Origin of the sequence: Streptomyces sp. NPDC102283, assembly GCF_044766265.1 — a bacterium.
GTDB lineage: Bacteria > Actinomycetota > Actinomycetes > Streptomycetales > Streptomycetaceae > Streptomyces.
Window position 1 is genome coordinate 35,974 of record NZ_JBIWLQ010000013.1, and the last position, 14,026, is coordinate 49,999.

The following is a 14,026-nucleotide window of genomic DNA, read 5'->3' on the forward strand; positions in this document are numbered from 1 at the left end:
CGTCACCGGCCGACCGGGGCACTCGATCCGTCGAGCGCCCCACCACCCTCCAGCACAGCCTCCCGTCGGAAGGACCGCCATGCCCCGCCTGACCCGACTCACCCCCGACACAGCGGTCGGCGCGTCGCGCGACCTCCTCGCCGAGCTGGTCTCCCGGCACGGCGAGGTCGGGGACATGGTCTCCACGATGGCGCACTCGCCCGCCGTCCTGGGCGGCTATCTGCAGCTCGGCCGGGCCATGGGGCGAGCCAAGCTCGACCGCAGAATCAGCGAGCGGATCTCGATCGCCGTCCAGACCCGGCAGGGCTGTCTGCTCTGCCTGGACGCCCATGTCGGCGCCGCTCGGAGGATGGGAGTGGACGAGGGCGAGATCGAACGTGCCCGCGCGGGCACTTCTGACGACCCCGGGATCGCGGCGATCATCGCCCTCGCCCTCCAGGTCCACCGCGAGCCGACGTCGATCACCGACGCCCAGGTCATCGCGCTCCGCGAGCACGGCTACAGCGACCGCGCGATAGCCGACGTCGTCGGCGTCGTCGCACTCAACGTTCTCACCGGCGCCTTCAACCTGCTGGCCGGCCTCACCCCGGAGGGCGGCGGCGATGCGTAGAGACACACCCGCCTCCCCTCGCGGGGCGCGGCCTCCGGCACGGGGCCGCGCCCCGCCGCACGGCACCGGAAGGACACGCCATGCGCCTGTTCGCCAACCGCGACTACCGCCGCCTGTTCAGCGCCCAGATCGTCGCCCTCTTCGGCACCGGGCTGGCCACCGTGGCCCTCGGACTCCTCGCCTACGACCTCGCGGGTCCGAGCGCCGGCGCGGTCCTCGGTACCGCCCTGACCATCAAGATGGTCATGTACGTGGTCATCGCCCCGATCGCCGCCGCGTACGTCGACCGCCTCCCCAGAAGAACCCTCCTGACCGCCCTCGACGCGATACGCGCCGTGGTGGTCCTGGCCCTGCCGTTCGTCACGGAGATCTGGCACATCTATCTGCTGGTCGGCCTGCTGCAAGCAGCGTCAGCGGCGTTCACCCCGACGTTCCAGGCCGTGATTCCCGACATCGTCGCCGAGGAGTCCGACTACGTACGCGCCCTGTCCGCCTCCCAGGTCGCCTCCACGATGGAGAGCCTCCTCTCCCCCGTACTGGCAGCGGTTGCCCTGGCGTTCCTGAGCTTCGACCGGCTGTTCCTGGGCACCTCCGCCGGATTCCTCCTCTCCGCCCTGCTCGTGCTGTCGACGCGCATCCCCGAGGCCCGTCCCAGCACCCACACCCGGGCATGGGACAGGGCGACGGCAGGGATCAGGACCTTCCTCCGGACACCTCGACTGCGCGGCATCATGGCACTCAACCTCGCGGTCGCGGCGGCGGGCTCGATCGTCGTCGTCAACACCGTCAACTACGTCCGTGACGTGCTCGGGGGCTCGCAGTCGGCCGTCGCGTGGATGCTCGCCGCCTCCGGCACCGGGACCCTGCTGGCCGCCCTCGTACTGCCCCGGGTACTCGACCGGGTCGCGGCCCGGACGGTCATGGTGGCCGGCGCCGGAGTCCTCGTCGGCGGCACGGCCGCCGCGGTGACGCTCGCCGCGGCCGGCCTGACCACCTGGACCGGCACGGCGGTCGTCTGGGCCCTGATCGGCATCGGCATGGCGCTGGTCATCACCCCGACCGGCAAGGTCCTGCGCGCCTCGGTCGAACCGAACGCGATCCCCGGGGTCTTCGCGGCCCAGTTCTCGCTTTCGCACCTCGCCTGGCTGATCACCTACCCCATCGCCGGATGGCTCGGCACGAACACCGGCTTCGCCGCCGCCTGGTCCGCCCTCGCGGCGCTCGCCGCGGCGGGCGCGATCGGCGCCCTCCTCCTGTGGCCGCGCCACGACGGACGAGGAGCCGGGTCCGGGCCCGTGACGCCCGTCCCGGACAGGCGCCCGGATCGGTCCGCCCTGTCGAGGGCCGCATAGAACGCATGGGCGGCCGCCGACGTCGCGCGGGCCCCTGCGGAGCCCGGCGACGGAGCCCAGCGACCCCCGGCCGACACATCCGATCGGCCCCGACCGCAGCTCGGCATACCCCTAGGGGGTATATTGCTCATTCGAAGCGAGGTACCCCCCTCCCGTATAGGAGACAGCTATGTCAACACCGTCCGCCCCTCCCGGTCCACGCCGCTGGACGGCACTCGTCCTCATAGCCCTGGCCCAGTTCACGGTCATCATGGACACGTCCATCATTGGCGTGGCCCTCCCCAAGATGCAGGTGGACCTGGGCTTCTCTCCCGAAGGCCTGTCCTGGGTGTTCAACGCCTATGTCGTCGCCTTCGGCGGGCTTCTGCTGCTCGGTGGGCGGCTCTCCGACCTGTTCGGCGCCAAGCGGATCTTCGTCGCCGGCTGGACCGTGATGGCCGCCGGATCCCTGGTCGCCGGACTCGCCTCCGAGGTCTGGGTCGAACTGACCGGGCGCGCCCTGCAGGGCGTCGGCGCCGCGCTGATCGCCCCGTCCGCCCTGACGCTGCTGATGATGCTCTTCGGCTCCCGCCCCAAGGAGCTGACCAAGGCGCTGGCGCTGTACGGCGCCGCGGCCCCGGCGGGCGGCACCGCCGGAGTCTTCCTCGGTGGCGTGATCACCGAGTACGCCAGCTGGCCCTGGGTGTTCTACATCAACATCCCGATCGCCCTGACCGTGCTGGCCTTCACCCCGGGGGTCATGCCCTCCTCTCCCGTCCGCCGCGGATCCGTCGACCTCGCCGGAGCGGCCACCGTCACCGTGGGACTGGCCACCGCCGTCTACGCCATCGTCCGTGCCCCGGAAACCGGCTGGGGCTCGGCCGAGACCTGGCTCGTCCTGCTGGCAGGCGTGGCGCTGATCGCCGCCTTCGTCGCCATCCAGTCGAAGCGCCGCGAGCCACTGATGCGGCTGGGCATCTGGAAGGCCCCCGACCTCGCCGGGGCGAACATCGCGCAGCTGCTGATGGCCGCCGCGTGGATCCCCATGTGGTTCTTCCTCAACCTGTACCTCCAGCAGGTGCTGGGACTGGGAGCGTTCGCCTCGGGCGCCGCCCTGCTGCCCATGACGGTCGCCATCATGATCATGATGATCGTCCTGGCGCCCCGCCTGATGGCCCGCTTCGGGAGCAAGCCACTGATCGTCACCGGCCTGCTGGCCCTCGCGGCAGGCATGCTGTGGCTGTCGTTCGCCCGGGCGGACGGCACCTTCTGGGTCGACGTGCTGCCCGCCTCCCTGCTGGCCGCGGCCGGCATGTCGCTGGCGTTCATCCCCTCCCTGGGCACCGCGCTGTCCAGTGCGCGCCCCGAGGAAGGCGGCCTGGCCTCCGGCATCGTCAACACCGGCTACCAGGTCGGCTCCGCTCTCGGGCTGGCCGCGATGACAGCCGTGTCCGCGGCGTACGGCGCCCGGGAACTCGGCAACCCCGAAGCTCTCACCGACGGGTTCTCCGCAGCCTTCGTCGGGGCGGCGGCACTCGCGGCCGTGGGAGCGGTCGCGTCACTGCTCACGCTGCGCGGGACGCCCGCCCAGGGCTCCGCCCCCAGCGAGAAGCAGCCCGTCTAGGGCGTGTTTCGACCGCACCCGCGGGGACGGCCCGGCCGGGCCGTCCCCGCGGGTGCGGTCGGCTGAGCAGCGCGGGAACGTCTCGACGCTCGTCGCCGGGACCGGCGGAGTCACGGGTCCTCCCGGGGCGTGGACGATTCGGGCGCGCGGGAGGCCCCTGCTGCCGCCCGTGCGGTGCTTCGACCCTGATGCGCGCGGAGGGCCCGCTTCTCGCCCGAAGAGCCGATCGCTCCCCTCACCGCCGCACGCGCGGCATGCCCAGCCCGATCCACGAGATGATCTCCCGCTGGATCTCGTTGTTGCCGCCGCCGAAGGTGAAGATCACGGCCGACCGGTAGCCGCGTTCCAGTTCGCCGTGGAGCACGGCACCGGCCGAGCCCTCCTTCAGCGCGCCCGCGGAGCCGACGATCTCCATCAGCCAGGCGTAGGCGTCCCGGCGGGCCTCGGAACCGTAGACCTTGACCGCCGAGGCGTCCTGGGGGGTGAGCGTGCCCTCCTGGAGGGCCGCGACCATCTGCCAGTTGAGCAGCTTCATCGCGTCGAGGCGGGTGTGGGTGCGGGCGAGCAGGGCGCGGACCCAGCCGAGGTCGATGACCCGGCGGCCGTCGGCGAGTTTGGTGTCGGCGGCCCAGCGCTGGACGTTGTGCAGGGCGCGGACCGCCATCGTGCCGTGGGCGGCGAGCGTGACGCGTTCGTGGTTGAGCTGGTTGGTGATGAGCCGCCAGCCCTTGTTCTCCTCGCCGACGCGGCGGGACACCGGGACGCGGATGTTCTCGTAGTAGCTCGCCGTCGTGTCGTGCGAGGCGAGGGTGTTGATCAGGGTGCAGGAGTAGCCCGGGTCGCTCGTGGGGACGAGGAGCATGGTGATGCCCTTGTGGGGCGGGGCGTCGGGGTCGGTACGCACGGCGAGCCAGACCCAGTCCGCGGTGTCGCCGTTGGTGGTCCAGATCTTCTGTCCGTCGACGACGTACTCGTCCCCGTCGCGGACGGCGCGGGTCCTGAGAGCGGCGAGGTCGGTGCCGGCGTCCGGTTCGCTGTAGCCGATCGCGAAGTCGATCTCCCCGGCCAGGATCCCGGGCAGGAAGTGGGCCTTCTGCTCGTCGGTGCCGAACCGCATGATCGTGGGCCCGACGGTGTTCAGGGCCATCAGCGGCAGCGGCACGCCGGCCTGGGCGGCCTCGTCGAAGAAGATGAACTGTTCCATCGGGGTCAGTCCCCGGCCGCCGTACTCCTTCGGCCAGCCGACCCCCAGCCAGCCGTCGGCGCCGAGCCTGCGGACGGTGTCGCGGTAGAAGCGCTTCTGGGCAGCGGGCTCCGCGTAACGGGCATAGGCGTTGTCGGGCACCAGGGTGGCGAAGTAGGTGCGCAGTTCGGTACGCAGCCGCTGCTGCTCAAGCGTGTATTCGAGGTGCACGGCCCCTCCAGAGTCTCGCTTCGGCGTCGTCCGTGTGCGGCGGCGCACACAGTAGAACGTGTTGCAAGAATCCGGAAGGGCCGGCGGGACGTCCGGCAGTCGCGCGGACCGGCTGGCAGCCGCGGGGGCGGTGTGCCGTCCACGGCCTGAGGCCGGGCCCTCGCGGTCAGCGCTTGACGGCGCGCAGCACCACGAACTTCGGGTCGCCCGCGACCGTGGTGCAGTTCCCGAAGATCCGGCGCAGGTGAGTGTGGTAGGAGAGGTGCCGATTGCCCACCACCCAGAGCTCGCCGCCCTGGCGCAGGGCGGTCCGCGCACCGGCGAACATCGTGCGGGCCGTCGCGTCGGTGGTCGCCATGTGCGAGTGGAAGGGCGGATTGTTCAGCACCAGGTCCACGCTGCCCGGATCGAGGTCGCCCAGACCGTCGCCGACCAGGAAGTCGGCCTTCGCACCGTCCGGCGCACCGGCCCGGAAGGTCTCCTCCGCGGAGGCGACCGCTCCGTAGGACTCGTCGACGAAGGTGAGGTGCGCCTCAGGGTTGGCGATGGCGGCGGAGAGCCCGAGGACCCCGTTGCCGCAGCCCAGGTCGACGACCCGGACGGCCCCGGACCGGGTGGGCAGGTGCTTCAGGAAGAAGCGGGTGCCGATGTCGAGGCGCTCCGCGCAGAAGATCCCCGCGTGGTTGACGGCGGTCAGGCCGGCGACCGGGCCCACGTCTGCGGGCAGCTCGTAGCGGTAGGGCCACGGGCTCGGCGTACGCGGCAGCGCGGGGTCCGGGGTGCAGAAGACGAGCCGCGCCTTGCGCACCGCGAGGGAGGTGCGGGTCGGGCCGATGATCCGCTCGAAGAGCTTGAGCGTGGAGGTGTGGATCTCCTTGACCATGCCGGTGCCGATGATCACGGTGCCGGAGTGGACGGCGGGGGCGACCCGGTGGAGCTGGTCCTCCAGGAACGCCAGGGACTTGGGCACCCGGACGATCAGGACGTCGATCCGGTCCGGCGGGGTGTCGCGCGAGGACAGCAGCCGGACCGCGTCCTGGTCGATGCCGTTCCGGGCGAGGTTGGCGAGGGTCGCGCGCCGGGCCAGGTAGGAGTCGCTGATCTGGACGGGCCGGTGTGCGGCCAGGGCGGTGGCGAGCGCCCCCCACCGGTCCCCCACGACCGCGACCGTCCCCGAGAGGTCGACCGGGCCCGTCTCGGGGTCCGTCAGCTGCCGGAGCAGGTATTCGTCGGCGGCGTCCCACGCCCGGAAGGGGTCGCGCGGGTGCTCGGGGAAGCGGGCGAGCTCGAAAGCGCCCTGTGAGGTCGTCAAACGGTTCATATGTCGCTCAGGCTAGCCGAGGGAGCCGGGGCGCGCCCCACACGCTCCCCGGCTCCCCGGCCGCTCCACCTCGGCGTACGGCTCCGCGCGCCCGCCCACCGGGTGCGGCCGCGGGCCCGCCGGGCCGTCAGGGCAGTTGTTTGTCGATGGCCGACCGCCCCTCGGCGGCCAGCTTGCGCCGTGCCCATTCCAGGGTCTTTGGCGTCAGGTCCCGCCCGGAGGCGAGCACCAGGTCCTCCGCGCTCGGCCGGTCGCTCGCGCCCGTGTGCAGGAGCCGGTCGGGCGTGACGCCCTCCGGGCCGGCCACGGCCGCGGATACGGATTCGGGCTCTTCGCTCATGCCGCCTCCTCGTCCTTGCGGCAATTCTCGCCCCCCGCGGACCCGGCCGCATCCGAGAAACGCTCTCCCGTTACCCGGGAGGGTGAATCTGCCCTTGGGGGGCCCGGGGAGTGGGCAGGAGAGGGAGGTCGTTGCCCCATTCTCCGAGGCGGTGCCCATGCTCCACGGTGTCGACGTCAGTGCCTATCAGCCCTCCTACGACACGGACGGACTCGACTTCGTCATCGTCAAGTCCACCGAAGGCCGCACCTATGTCAATCCGCGTCTGGACGCGCAGGTGAAACGGGCCAGGGACGCCGAGTGCGTCGTCGGCTTCTACCACTTCCTCTGGCCGGGAGACGTGGCGGACCAGGTGGACTACTTCCTGAGCAAGACCCCGGAGAAGGCGGGCGATCTGCTCGCGGTCGACTGGGAACAGACCGGCGGCGGTACACGGGCGAGCAACGCGGACAAGGACCGCTTCATCCGCGCGGTGAAGCGGGAGCGGCCCGACCACCGGGTCCTGCTGTACTGCAACCGCACCTTCTGGCTCGACCACGACACCACCGACTACGCGGGCGACGGGCTGTGGATCGCCGACTACGGCACCGCGGGCAAGCCACGCATCAAGGCGGACTGGCGCATTCACCAGTACACCGACGACCCTCTCGACCGGAACGTGGCCGACTTCGACTCGGTCCGTGCCCTGCGCGACTGGGCGGCCGGCTAGCGACGTGCCACGTCTCCCCGGAGCCTGTCGGCTCCGGGGAAGCGCGGTGGCCGACCGCATGGCGCCTCGACGCACCCCGGGCGCCACCCCCACGTCCCGCATGGCCGGAATGAGGTCACGCGCCCACGGGGGCTGCTTAGTGTCGGTCGGAAGCGCGGGACGGAAGGCTGGTTCACCTGGCGACCGGACAATGGACGCGGCCGCCGGCGAGGAGCCACCGGCGTTCGGTCTCCTACGGACAGCGACCCGGTGCCGACCGATGACACCCCGCGTCCGCGGCCGAGAGACGGAGCTGAGAAATGCCGGCGCCATCGCCCCAGGGCGACGAGACCCACCTGCACGGGTGCATGATCGGCCTGTTCTGGATAGAACGGGACCGGGTCTGTCTGGGCTCACCTCCGACCGAGGAGGACCCCGGTGTGTTCCTCTTCCCGACCGGGCTCTCGGTCGGTGAAGGCGCCCGGCGACAAGCATGGTCCTGGGCCGATGTCACGGACCTGCGGCTCCTGGACGTTCCGGTCCGTTCGTCCGCCGCCCGGTGGGCGACCCGGGTGATGAGCGTCGCCGCGGCGGCGCTGAACGCCTGGGGTCCGGACGGCCCGACGATGATGACCGCCGTGCTGTGCGTCAGGGGCGACCAGCGTGTCGAGACGCCGGTCTTCTCCGGCGCGGCCACCGCGTACACCCGGCGAGAGGTCGACCTCTCGCTCGGGCTCCTCTCCCATTTCGTGCGGGGCAGCGCCACACCGGCCCTGCTGACGCGGTGGTGGCACGAGAATCAGCCGTCCGACGTCCTGCACTCGCACGAGCGGGAAGCGGTTCTCGAGGACTGGACGGCACCCCTGATGTGAGGCCCACGCACTCTCCGGGGCTCGCGCGCCGGGAGTCCCTGGACCACCGGGTCGCACGGCGTACCCGCGTCCCCGGAGGCTTCCCCGCAAGGCCTTTCTTGACCTGCACATGATAGGTACACAGTGTTCACCCGTGGGGCGCGGTGCGTGTGGAAGGCTCCCGCCTGACCACCTACCGCACGGCCGCCGCGCGAGCACCACGACCCAGGGTCCTCGCCGCGACGCCCGCGTTCCGGAGAGGACACCCCACATGTCCCGTCGTCACTCGTTCTACGCGCGTCCACTGCTCGCCGCGGTGGCAGCCGTCACCGTGCTCGCCGGCACGGCCGCCGCGGCCCCGTCGGACGCCTCGCCCGGTCGTCACACGGCCACCGCGGCGGCGCTCGACGACACCTACTACCAGGAAGCGCTCGGCAAGACCGGCGCCGAGTTGAAGTCCGCCCTGCACACGATCATCAGCGACCAGACCAAGCTCTCCTACAGCCAGGTGTGGGACGCCCTCAAGGCCACCGACGAGGATCCCGCCAACTCCTCCAACGTCGTCCTGCTGTACACCGGGCGCTCCCAGTCCAAGAACGACAACGGCGGCAACTCGGGCCAGTGGAACCGGGAGCACGTCTGGGCCAAGTCGCACGGTGACTTCGGCACGGCGACGGGTCCGGGCACCGACGTCCACCACCTGCGGCCCACCGACGTCAAGGTCAACTCCACGCGCGGGAACAAGGACTTCGACAACGGTGGGAGCGAACTGGGCGACGCTCCAGGCAACTTCACCGACGGCGACTCCTTCGAGCCGCGCGACGAGGTCAAGGGCGACGTCGCCCGCATGGTCCTCTACATGGCCGTGCGCTACGAGGGCAACGACTCGTTCGCCGACCTCGAACCCAACGATCAGGTGAGCAACGGATCCGCGCCGAAGATGGGCAGGCTGTCCGTTCTGAAGCAGTGGAGCCAGGAAGACCCGCCGGACACCTTCGAGAAGCGCCGCAACGACGTCATATTCGACCGGTTCCAGCACAACCGGAACCCGTTCATAGACCACCCGGAGTGGGTCGGCGCCATCTGGTAGCCCCGGCCCACCCGGCGGTACCGGCTCAGTCCTCCCCGGCCAGGGCCTGCGCGCAGCCCTCGACGGCGCCTTCACGGGTGGCGTAGCGCGGCAGGTCCTGGCCGGTCCGTTCCCGCACGAGGTCCAGGTGTCCCAACAGGTCGTTCGGATCGACGACCGCCGCGCGTCGCCCGTCGCCCGCGAGCCGGGCGAGCCCGGTGTGCAGCATCGCCAGGGCCACGGAGTCGACGGACGTGACGTCGTGCAGGTCGAGGACGACCGAGCCCCCGCCCGGCCCGGACTCGTCCAGGGCGTACAGCACGCGCTCGGCGGCCGTGAAGTCGATGGACCCCTGGGCGACGACGACGCCGACCTGTTGGTGGAGTACCCGTTCGTGCCCGGCCGAGGGCGCCGAAGGCAGGTCGTCCGCGGTGGTGACGAGGGTGACGGTGGAGCCGGGGAGCGCGGGATTGAGCATGAGATGGAGCCCGTAACGGTCCGACATCGCCTCCAGTGCGGCGTGGCCGCGTACCGATCCGCCGGTGGCGTCCAGCGGCGGGCTGTAGGTCGCCACCCCGAAGCGGGCGGGGCCCACCGCGATGAGCCCGCCGGACACCCCGCTCTTGGCGGGAAGGCCGACGCGCAGCAGCCATTCGCCGGAGCCGTCGTACATCCCGCAGGTCGCCATGACGGCGAGGACCCGGGCGGCGACCTCGGCGGGGACGACCCTCTCGCGGGTCACCGGGTTCACTCCGCCGTAGGCGAGGGTCGCGGCCATCGTGGCGAGGTCGACGGCGGTGACGCGGATCGCGCACTGGCGGAAGTAGCGGTCGACCGCCAGGACCGGGTCGACGGGCATGGTGCCGGTGGAGCGGATCAGGTAGGCCAGCGCCCGGTTGCGGTCCCCGGTCACCGACTCGGAGCTGAACACCTCCTCGTCGACGTCCAGTTCGCGTCCGGCGAAGCAACCGAGGCAGTGCAGGATCCGGTCGAAGGCGGGTTCGTCCGGGGTGTCGGGGATCAGGGCGGTGGTGACGATCGCGCCGGCGTTGACCATGGCGTTGGCCGGCCTGCCCGTACCGGGTTCGAGGCTGATGGCGTTGAACGCCTCGCCGCTCGGCTCGGCGCCGACCCAGCGGCTCACCTCGTCGAGGCCGAGCAGGGAGAGCGCGAGGGCGTAGACGAACGGTTTGGAGACCGACTGAAGGGTGAAGGGGACCTCGGCCTCGCCCGCGACGTAGCGGTGTCCGTCCATGCTCACCAGCGCGAGACCGAACGCGTCCGGGTCGGCGAGGGCCAGCTGCGGGATGTAGTCGGCCGGCTTCCCCTCCCGTACGCCGACGAACCGGTCGCGCAGGTTCTGGAGGGAGTCGGTAACCGCGTCGGCGGCGCTCACGCCCGCGCCTCAGCCGCGCTCGGCCTGGGCGACCCGGGGGAAGGTCTTCACCCCGGCGGCCTTGCGGCTGTCGGCCTGGGCGGTGACCGTACGGCCGGGCGGGGCGTCCTCGACGCCGACGACGACGGTGTCGAGCACCTTGTCCTCGGCGTCGACGAACTCCACCTTCACGGCGAAGAACGTCGCCTCGTCGGTGGGGTTGGTGACCCGGACGAGCGCGCTGCGGACCTCCTCGGACGCGGTGAGCGGCAGGCCTTTGAGCGAGACGTCGCCGACGGCGTTGCCCCGGCCCTCGACCTCCTCAAGCCGCTTCGTCGCCTCCTGCCGGACGCGTTCGGACTCGGCGGACACCGAGGCGGCGAAGCTCTCCTGGGTACGGGGGCTCGGCGCCTCGGAAGGCGATTCCTCCGGTTCGGGAGTGAGGGTGTGGACGCCTTGGTCGGTGCCTTCGCCGCTGGTGTCGGAGTCGCAGGCCGCCGTGGAGGCGAACAGCAGGGCCGCGACGGCGACGGGGGCCAGGGCGCGTGCGGCTCGGCGCGCGGGGAAGTTCGCTTTCACGGACGGGTCCGTCCAATCCAGGAGAGGGAACGCGGAGGGGGTGAAGGGCTGTGCTCGGGTCACACCTCCTGGTCACCGAAGATGTCGCGGAGCTTCGCCTCGCGCTCGGTGTCGAGGTTGCTGTGGAGGAGTTCGGCGCCGTCGCCGGGCAGTTGTGCGCCGATCCGCTCGGGCACCTCGTTCATGGTCAGCAGGAACAGCGCCGAGGTCCCGGGTGTCACCTTCTCCTTGACCTCGGCGATGAAGTCGTCGTCGATACCGACATCCGCGAGCTTCCCGCCGAGCGCCCCGGCGGCCGCCCCGATGGCCGCGCCCAGCAGCGGCATGAGGAAGATCAGACCGAAGAGCATGCCCCAGAAGGTCCCGCTGAGGGCCCCGGCGCCGACGAGGTTCAGCAGCTGCTTCGTGCGCGGCTTGGCGCGGTCGGCGGGCCAGCTGACCACCGCCGCGTCGAGAATCTTGATCAGCCCCTCCTTCTGAAGCGACTTCAGCGCCTCCTCGACGCCCTCCGCGCCTTCGGCCGTCCGGAACTTCCACACGGTGAGCGTGGACATCGCGCAACCTCCCGCACTCCAAGGGCAACAACTCGCCCATATTAGGATCAAAAGGTATGAATTGACTCGTCGAAGCATCCGCTTCATACGGGAGCGGGTTCGAGCCCTGGGAGGGAACGATGGATACGGACGCCCTGACCGCCGACCTGTTGCGGGAGCTGCGGGCGACCCGGCCCTATCCGGCCCTGTCCCTGACCATGCCGACCCACCGCAAGGCCCCGGCCAACGCTCAGGACCCGGTCCGCCTGCGGAACCTGGTGGCGGATGCCGGACACCGCCTAGACGCCGATCCGCAGGTCAGCAGAGAGGTCCGGGCCGCCCTCATGGGCCGGCTGGAGCGGGCGGCGGCCGAGGTGGACCCGCGCGGGGCGCTGGACTCCCTGGTGCTCCTCGTCACCACCGACGAGTTCTGGATCTGGCAGCTTCCGCGCACCGCACCCGAACGGGTGGTGCTCAGCGACACCTACCTCACCCGCAACCTCGTCGCCGCCAAGGCCCAGACCCGGCCGTTCCGGGCGCTGACGGTCGCCGCCGACCACGCGACCCTGTGGATCGGCACGGGCGACGGCATCCGTCCGGAGGAGGTGGGCGGCTTCCCGCTGACCGCGCCGAAGGAGCCGCCGAACCCGCAGCGTGAGGAACGGATCGGGGACACCCCGAGCACCTTCAGTGACGAGGAGACGCGGAACTTCTTCCGCGATGTCGACGAGAAGCTGCGCGCGGTGCTCGCCGACGACCCGCGCCCGCTGTACCTGATGGGCCTCGCCCCCGCCCTCGCCCTGCTGGACGAGGTCGGCGAGAGCTCCGGGTCCGCCGTCGGCCGGGTCACCAAGGGCGCGCCGGCCGAGCTGTCGCCCGCCGAGGTCCTGAAAGAGCTGCGGCCCGCCCTCGAGGAAGGCGCTCGCCGGGCGGTGGCGGAGGTGGAGACCCGGCTCGACAACGCCCGAAGCGCCCATTCCTTCGCCGGTGGGCTCGACGAGGTGTGGACCGCCGTCCGTGAGGGCCGGGCGGGTCTGGTCGTGGTGGAGGAACACTTCCAGGCGGCCGTTCAGGTGACCGACGAGCACCTGGAGCCGGTGCCCGAGGGGAGCGCGCAGAGCGCGGACGGCGCGATCCGCGAGGACATCGTCGACGAACTGGTCGAAGTGGCGCTCGACGGCGGCGCCGACGTGGTCTTCGTCGAGGACGGTTCGCTGGCGGAACACGGCCGGATCGCGGCGGCACTGCGCTACTGACCGAAGCCGCCGGGGGGGGTGCCCTCCGCCGTCAGCCCAGGCGGCGGACCGGCTGCCCGTCGAGGAAGGCCCGGATGCCCTCCACGGCCTGGCCGTAGTAGGTCTCATAGTTGGCGCGCGACACATAGCCCAGGTGCGGGGTGGCCAGCAGACGCGGGGCCGTGCGGACCAGGTGGCCGGCCGGGAGCGGCTCGATGTCGAACACATCGGTCGCGGCCCCGGCGATGACTCCCGTGTCCAGGGCGGCGAGCAGGGCGTCCGTGTCGACGACGGCCGCCCTGGAGGTGTTGATCAGATACGCGGTCGGGCGCATCAGGGCGAGTTCGGCCGCACCGATCAGGCCCCGGGTCCGGTCGCCGAGCGCGAGGTGGACGGAGACGAAGTCGCTGGAGGCCAGCAGTTCTTCCCTGGAGGCGGCGAGCGTCGCCCCGACCTCGTCGGTGCGTTCCTTCGTGAGGTTCTGGCTCCACGCGAGGACGTCCATGCCGAAGGCCAGGCCCACCTGCGCCACCCGGCCGCCGATCTTTCCGAGTCCCAGCAGCCCGAGCGTCCGCCCGTGCAGATCGGCGCCGAGGGTGGACTGCCAGGGGCCGTCCGTGCGCAGGGCCTCCGTCTCGGGGACGATCCCGCGCGCCAGGCAGAGCAGCAGCGCCCAGGTCAGCTCGACGGGCGGGGTGGAGGAGCTGGCGGTGCCGCAGACGACGACGCCGTGCCGCTTCGCGGCGTCGAGGTCGATGACGGAGTTGCGCATGCCGGAGGCGACGAGCAGCCGTAGCCGGGGCAGCCGGGCGAACAGCTCCGCCGGGAAGGGCACCCGCTCGCGCAGGGTGACCACGATGTCGAAGTCGGCGAGGGCCGCGGCCGCTTCGTCCTCGGTGGCGAGGTGCTCGGTGAAGGTCACGACCTCGACGTCGGCGGTCACGGGCGACCAGTCGACGACGGTGGTGGCGACGGACTGGAAGTCCTCGATCACGGCACAGCGCGGCTTCATGGCGGCCTCTCCGGTGGGTCTCGGGTCGCCGCCCATGATCGCTC

14 protein-coding genes are annotated in these 14,026 nt (G+C 71.5%); 7 read left to right on the forward strand and 7 right to left on the reverse strand.

Features of this window, described 5'->3' with window-relative positions; genetic code table 11:
- Nucleotides 1-79 precede the first annotated feature (79 nt).
- The 3 genes from ACIRJT_RS24775 to ACIRJT_RS24785 all read left to right on the forward strand — a co-directional run bounded on the left by ACIRJT_RS24775 (nt 80) and on the right by ACIRJT_RS24785 (nt 3,565).
- Nucleotides 80-610, forward strand: coding sequence for a carboxymuconolactone decarboxylase family protein (locus ACIRJT_RS24775; protein WP_403912737.1), 531 nt, complete (start codon nt 80-82; stop codon nt 608-610).
- Nucleotides 611-690: 80 nt separating this feature from the next.
- On the forward strand, nt 691-1,962 hold the full coding sequence (locus tag ACIRJT_RS24780) for an MFS transporter (RefSeq protein ID WP_403912740.1): 1,272 nt from the start codon (nt 691-693) through the stop codon (nt 1,960-1,962).
- 169 nt (nt 1,963-2,131) lie between these two features.
- A complete protein-coding gene (locus ACIRJT_RS24785) occupies nt 2,132-3,565 on the forward strand; it encodes an MFS transporter (protein ID WP_403912743.1) in 1,434 nt (477 codons plus the stop codon).
- A 235-nt stretch (nt 3,566-3,800) separates the two neighbouring features.
- On the opposite strand, the gene ACIRJT_RS24790 is transcribed toward ACIRJT_RS24785, so the two are convergent.
- The 3 genes from ACIRJT_RS24790 to ACIRJT_RS24800 all read right to left on the reverse strand — a co-directional run bounded on the left by ACIRJT_RS24790 (nt 3,801) and on the right by ACIRJT_RS24800 (nt 6,640).
- Nucleotides 3,801-4,979, reverse strand: coding sequence for an acyl-CoA dehydrogenase family protein (locus ACIRJT_RS24790; protein WP_403912746.1), 1,179 nt, complete (start codon nt 4,977-4,979; stop codon nt 3,801-3,803).
- A 166-nt stretch (nt 4,980-5,145) separates the two neighbouring features.
- Nucleotides 5,146-6,300 carry a methyltransferase gene (locus ACIRJT_RS24795; RefSeq protein ID WP_403912748.1) on the reverse strand — a complete coding sequence of 385 codons (1,155 nt, stop codon included), beginning with the start codon at nt 6,298-6,300 and terminating at the stop codon, nt 5,146-5,148.
- A gap of 127 nt (nt 6,301-6,427) precedes the next feature.
- On the reverse strand, nt 6,428-6,640 hold the full coding sequence (locus tag ACIRJT_RS24800) for a hypothetical protein (RefSeq protein WP_403912751.1): 213 nt from the start codon (nt 6,638-6,640) through the stop codon (nt 6,428-6,430).
- Nucleotides 6,641-6,797: 157 nt separating this feature from the next.
- Here ACIRJT_RS24800 and ACIRJT_RS24805 point away from each other — a divergent pair, with 157 nt between their 5' ends.
- The 3 genes from ACIRJT_RS24805 (at nt 6,798) to ACIRJT_RS24815 (ending at nt 9,269) form a co-directional block, all read left to right on the forward strand.
- Nucleotides 6,798-7,349 carry a GH25 family lysozyme gene (locus ACIRJT_RS24805; protein WP_403912754.1) on the forward strand — a complete coding sequence of 184 codons (552 nt, stop codon included), beginning with the start codon at nt 6,798-6,800 and terminating at the stop codon, nt 7,347-7,349.
- Nucleotides 7,350-7,648: 299 nt separating this feature from the next.
- Complete coding sequence (locus ACIRJT_RS24810) at nt 7,649-8,200, forward strand: hypothetical protein (RefSeq protein ID WP_403912757.1); 552 nt, start codon at nt 7,649-7,651, stop codon at nt 8,198-8,200.
- A gap of 250 nt (nt 8,201-8,450) precedes the next feature.
- A complete protein-coding gene (locus ACIRJT_RS24815) occupies nt 8,451-9,269 on the forward strand; it encodes an endonuclease I family protein (RefSeq protein WP_403912760.1) in 819 nt (272 codons plus the stop codon).
- A gap of 25 nt (nt 9,270-9,294) precedes the next feature.
- Here ACIRJT_RS24815 and glsA read toward each other — a convergent pair whose 3' ends face one another.
- Genes glsA through ACIRJT_RS24830 form a run of 3 tightly spaced genes read right to left on the reverse strand, consistent with a single transcriptional unit; the run spans nt 9,295 to nt 11,756 of the window.
- Complete coding sequence (gene glsA / locus ACIRJT_RS24820) at nt 9,295-10,644, reverse strand: glutaminase A (RefSeq protein ID WP_403912763.1); 1,350 nt, start codon at nt 10,642-10,644, stop codon at nt 9,295-9,297.
- 9 nt (nt 10,645-10,653) lie between these two features.
- A complete protein-coding gene (locus ACIRJT_RS24825; protein WP_403912765.1) occupies nt 10,654-11,202 on the reverse strand; it encodes a hypothetical protein in 549 nt (182 codons plus the stop codon).
- Between the two features lie 59 nt (nt 11,203-11,261).
- On the reverse strand, nt 11,262-11,756 hold the full coding sequence (locus ACIRJT_RS24830) for a DUF1269 domain-containing protein (protein WP_403912768.1): 495 nt from the start codon (nt 11,754-11,756) through the stop codon (nt 11,262-11,264).
- Nucleotides 11,757-11,875: 119 nt separating this feature from the next.
- On the opposite strand from ACIRJT_RS24830, the gene ACIRJT_RS24835 reads away from it, so the two are divergent.
- A complete protein-coding gene (locus ACIRJT_RS24835; RefSeq protein WP_403912771.1) occupies nt 11,876-12,991 on the forward strand; it encodes a chemotaxis protein in 1,116 nt (371 codons plus the stop codon).
- Nucleotides 12,992-13,022: 31 nt separating this feature from the next.
- Here the strand turns inward: ACIRJT_RS24835 and ACIRJT_RS24840 are convergent, their stop codons facing one another.
- Complete coding sequence (locus ACIRJT_RS24840; protein WP_403912773.1) at nt 13,023-13,982, reverse strand: D-2-hydroxyacid dehydrogenase family protein; 960 nt, start codon at nt 13,980-13,982, stop codon at nt 13,023-13,025.
- Nucleotides 13,983-14,026: the final 44 nt, after the last annotated feature.

Bases quoted from the DNA above. Each gene is read 5' to 3' on its own strand.
- ACIRJT_RS24775 (WP_403912737.1), top strand. From the start codon at position 80: ATGCCCCGCCTGACCCGACTCACCCCCGACACAGCGGTCGGCGCGTCG.
- ACIRJT_RS24780 (WP_403912740.1), top strand. From the start codon at position 691: ATGCGCCTGTTCGCCAACCGCGACTACCGCCGCCTGTTCAGCGCCCAG.
- ACIRJT_RS24785 (WP_403912743.1), top strand. From the start codon at position 2,132: ATGTCAACACCGTCCGCCCCTCCCGGTCCACGCCGCTGGACGGCACTC.
- ACIRJT_RS24795 (WP_403912748.1), bottom strand. From the start codon at position 6,300: ATGAACCGTTTGACGACCTCACAGGGCGCTTTCGAGCTCGCCCGCTTC.
- ACIRJT_RS24800 (WP_403912751.1), bottom strand. From the start codon at position 6,640: ATGAGCGAAGAGCCCGAATCCGTATCCGCGGCCGTGGCCGGCCCGGAG.
- ACIRJT_RS24805 (WP_403912754.1), top strand. From the start codon at position 6,798: ATGCTCCACGGTGTCGACGTCAGTGCCTATCAGCCCTCCTACGACACG.
- ACIRJT_RS24810 (WP_403912757.1), top strand. From the start codon at position 7,649: ATGCCGGCGCCATCGCCCCAGGGCGACGAGACCCACCTGCACGGGTGC.
- ACIRJT_RS24815 (WP_403912760.1), top strand. From the start codon at position 8,451: ATGTCCCGTCGTCACTCGTTCTACGCGCGTCCACTGCTCGCCGCGGTG.
- ACIRJT_RS24830 (WP_403912768.1), bottom strand. From the start codon at position 11,756: ATGTCCACGCTCACCGTGTGGAAGTTCCGGACGGCCGAAGGCGCGGAG.
- ACIRJT_RS24835 (WP_403912771.1), top strand. From the start codon at position 11,876: ATGGATACGGACGCCCTGACCGCCGACCTGTTGCGGGAGCTGCGGGCG.
- ACIRJT_RS24840 (WP_403912773.1), bottom strand. From the start codon at position 13,982: ATGAAGCCGCGCTGTGCCGTGATCGAGGACTTCCAGTCCGTCGCCACC.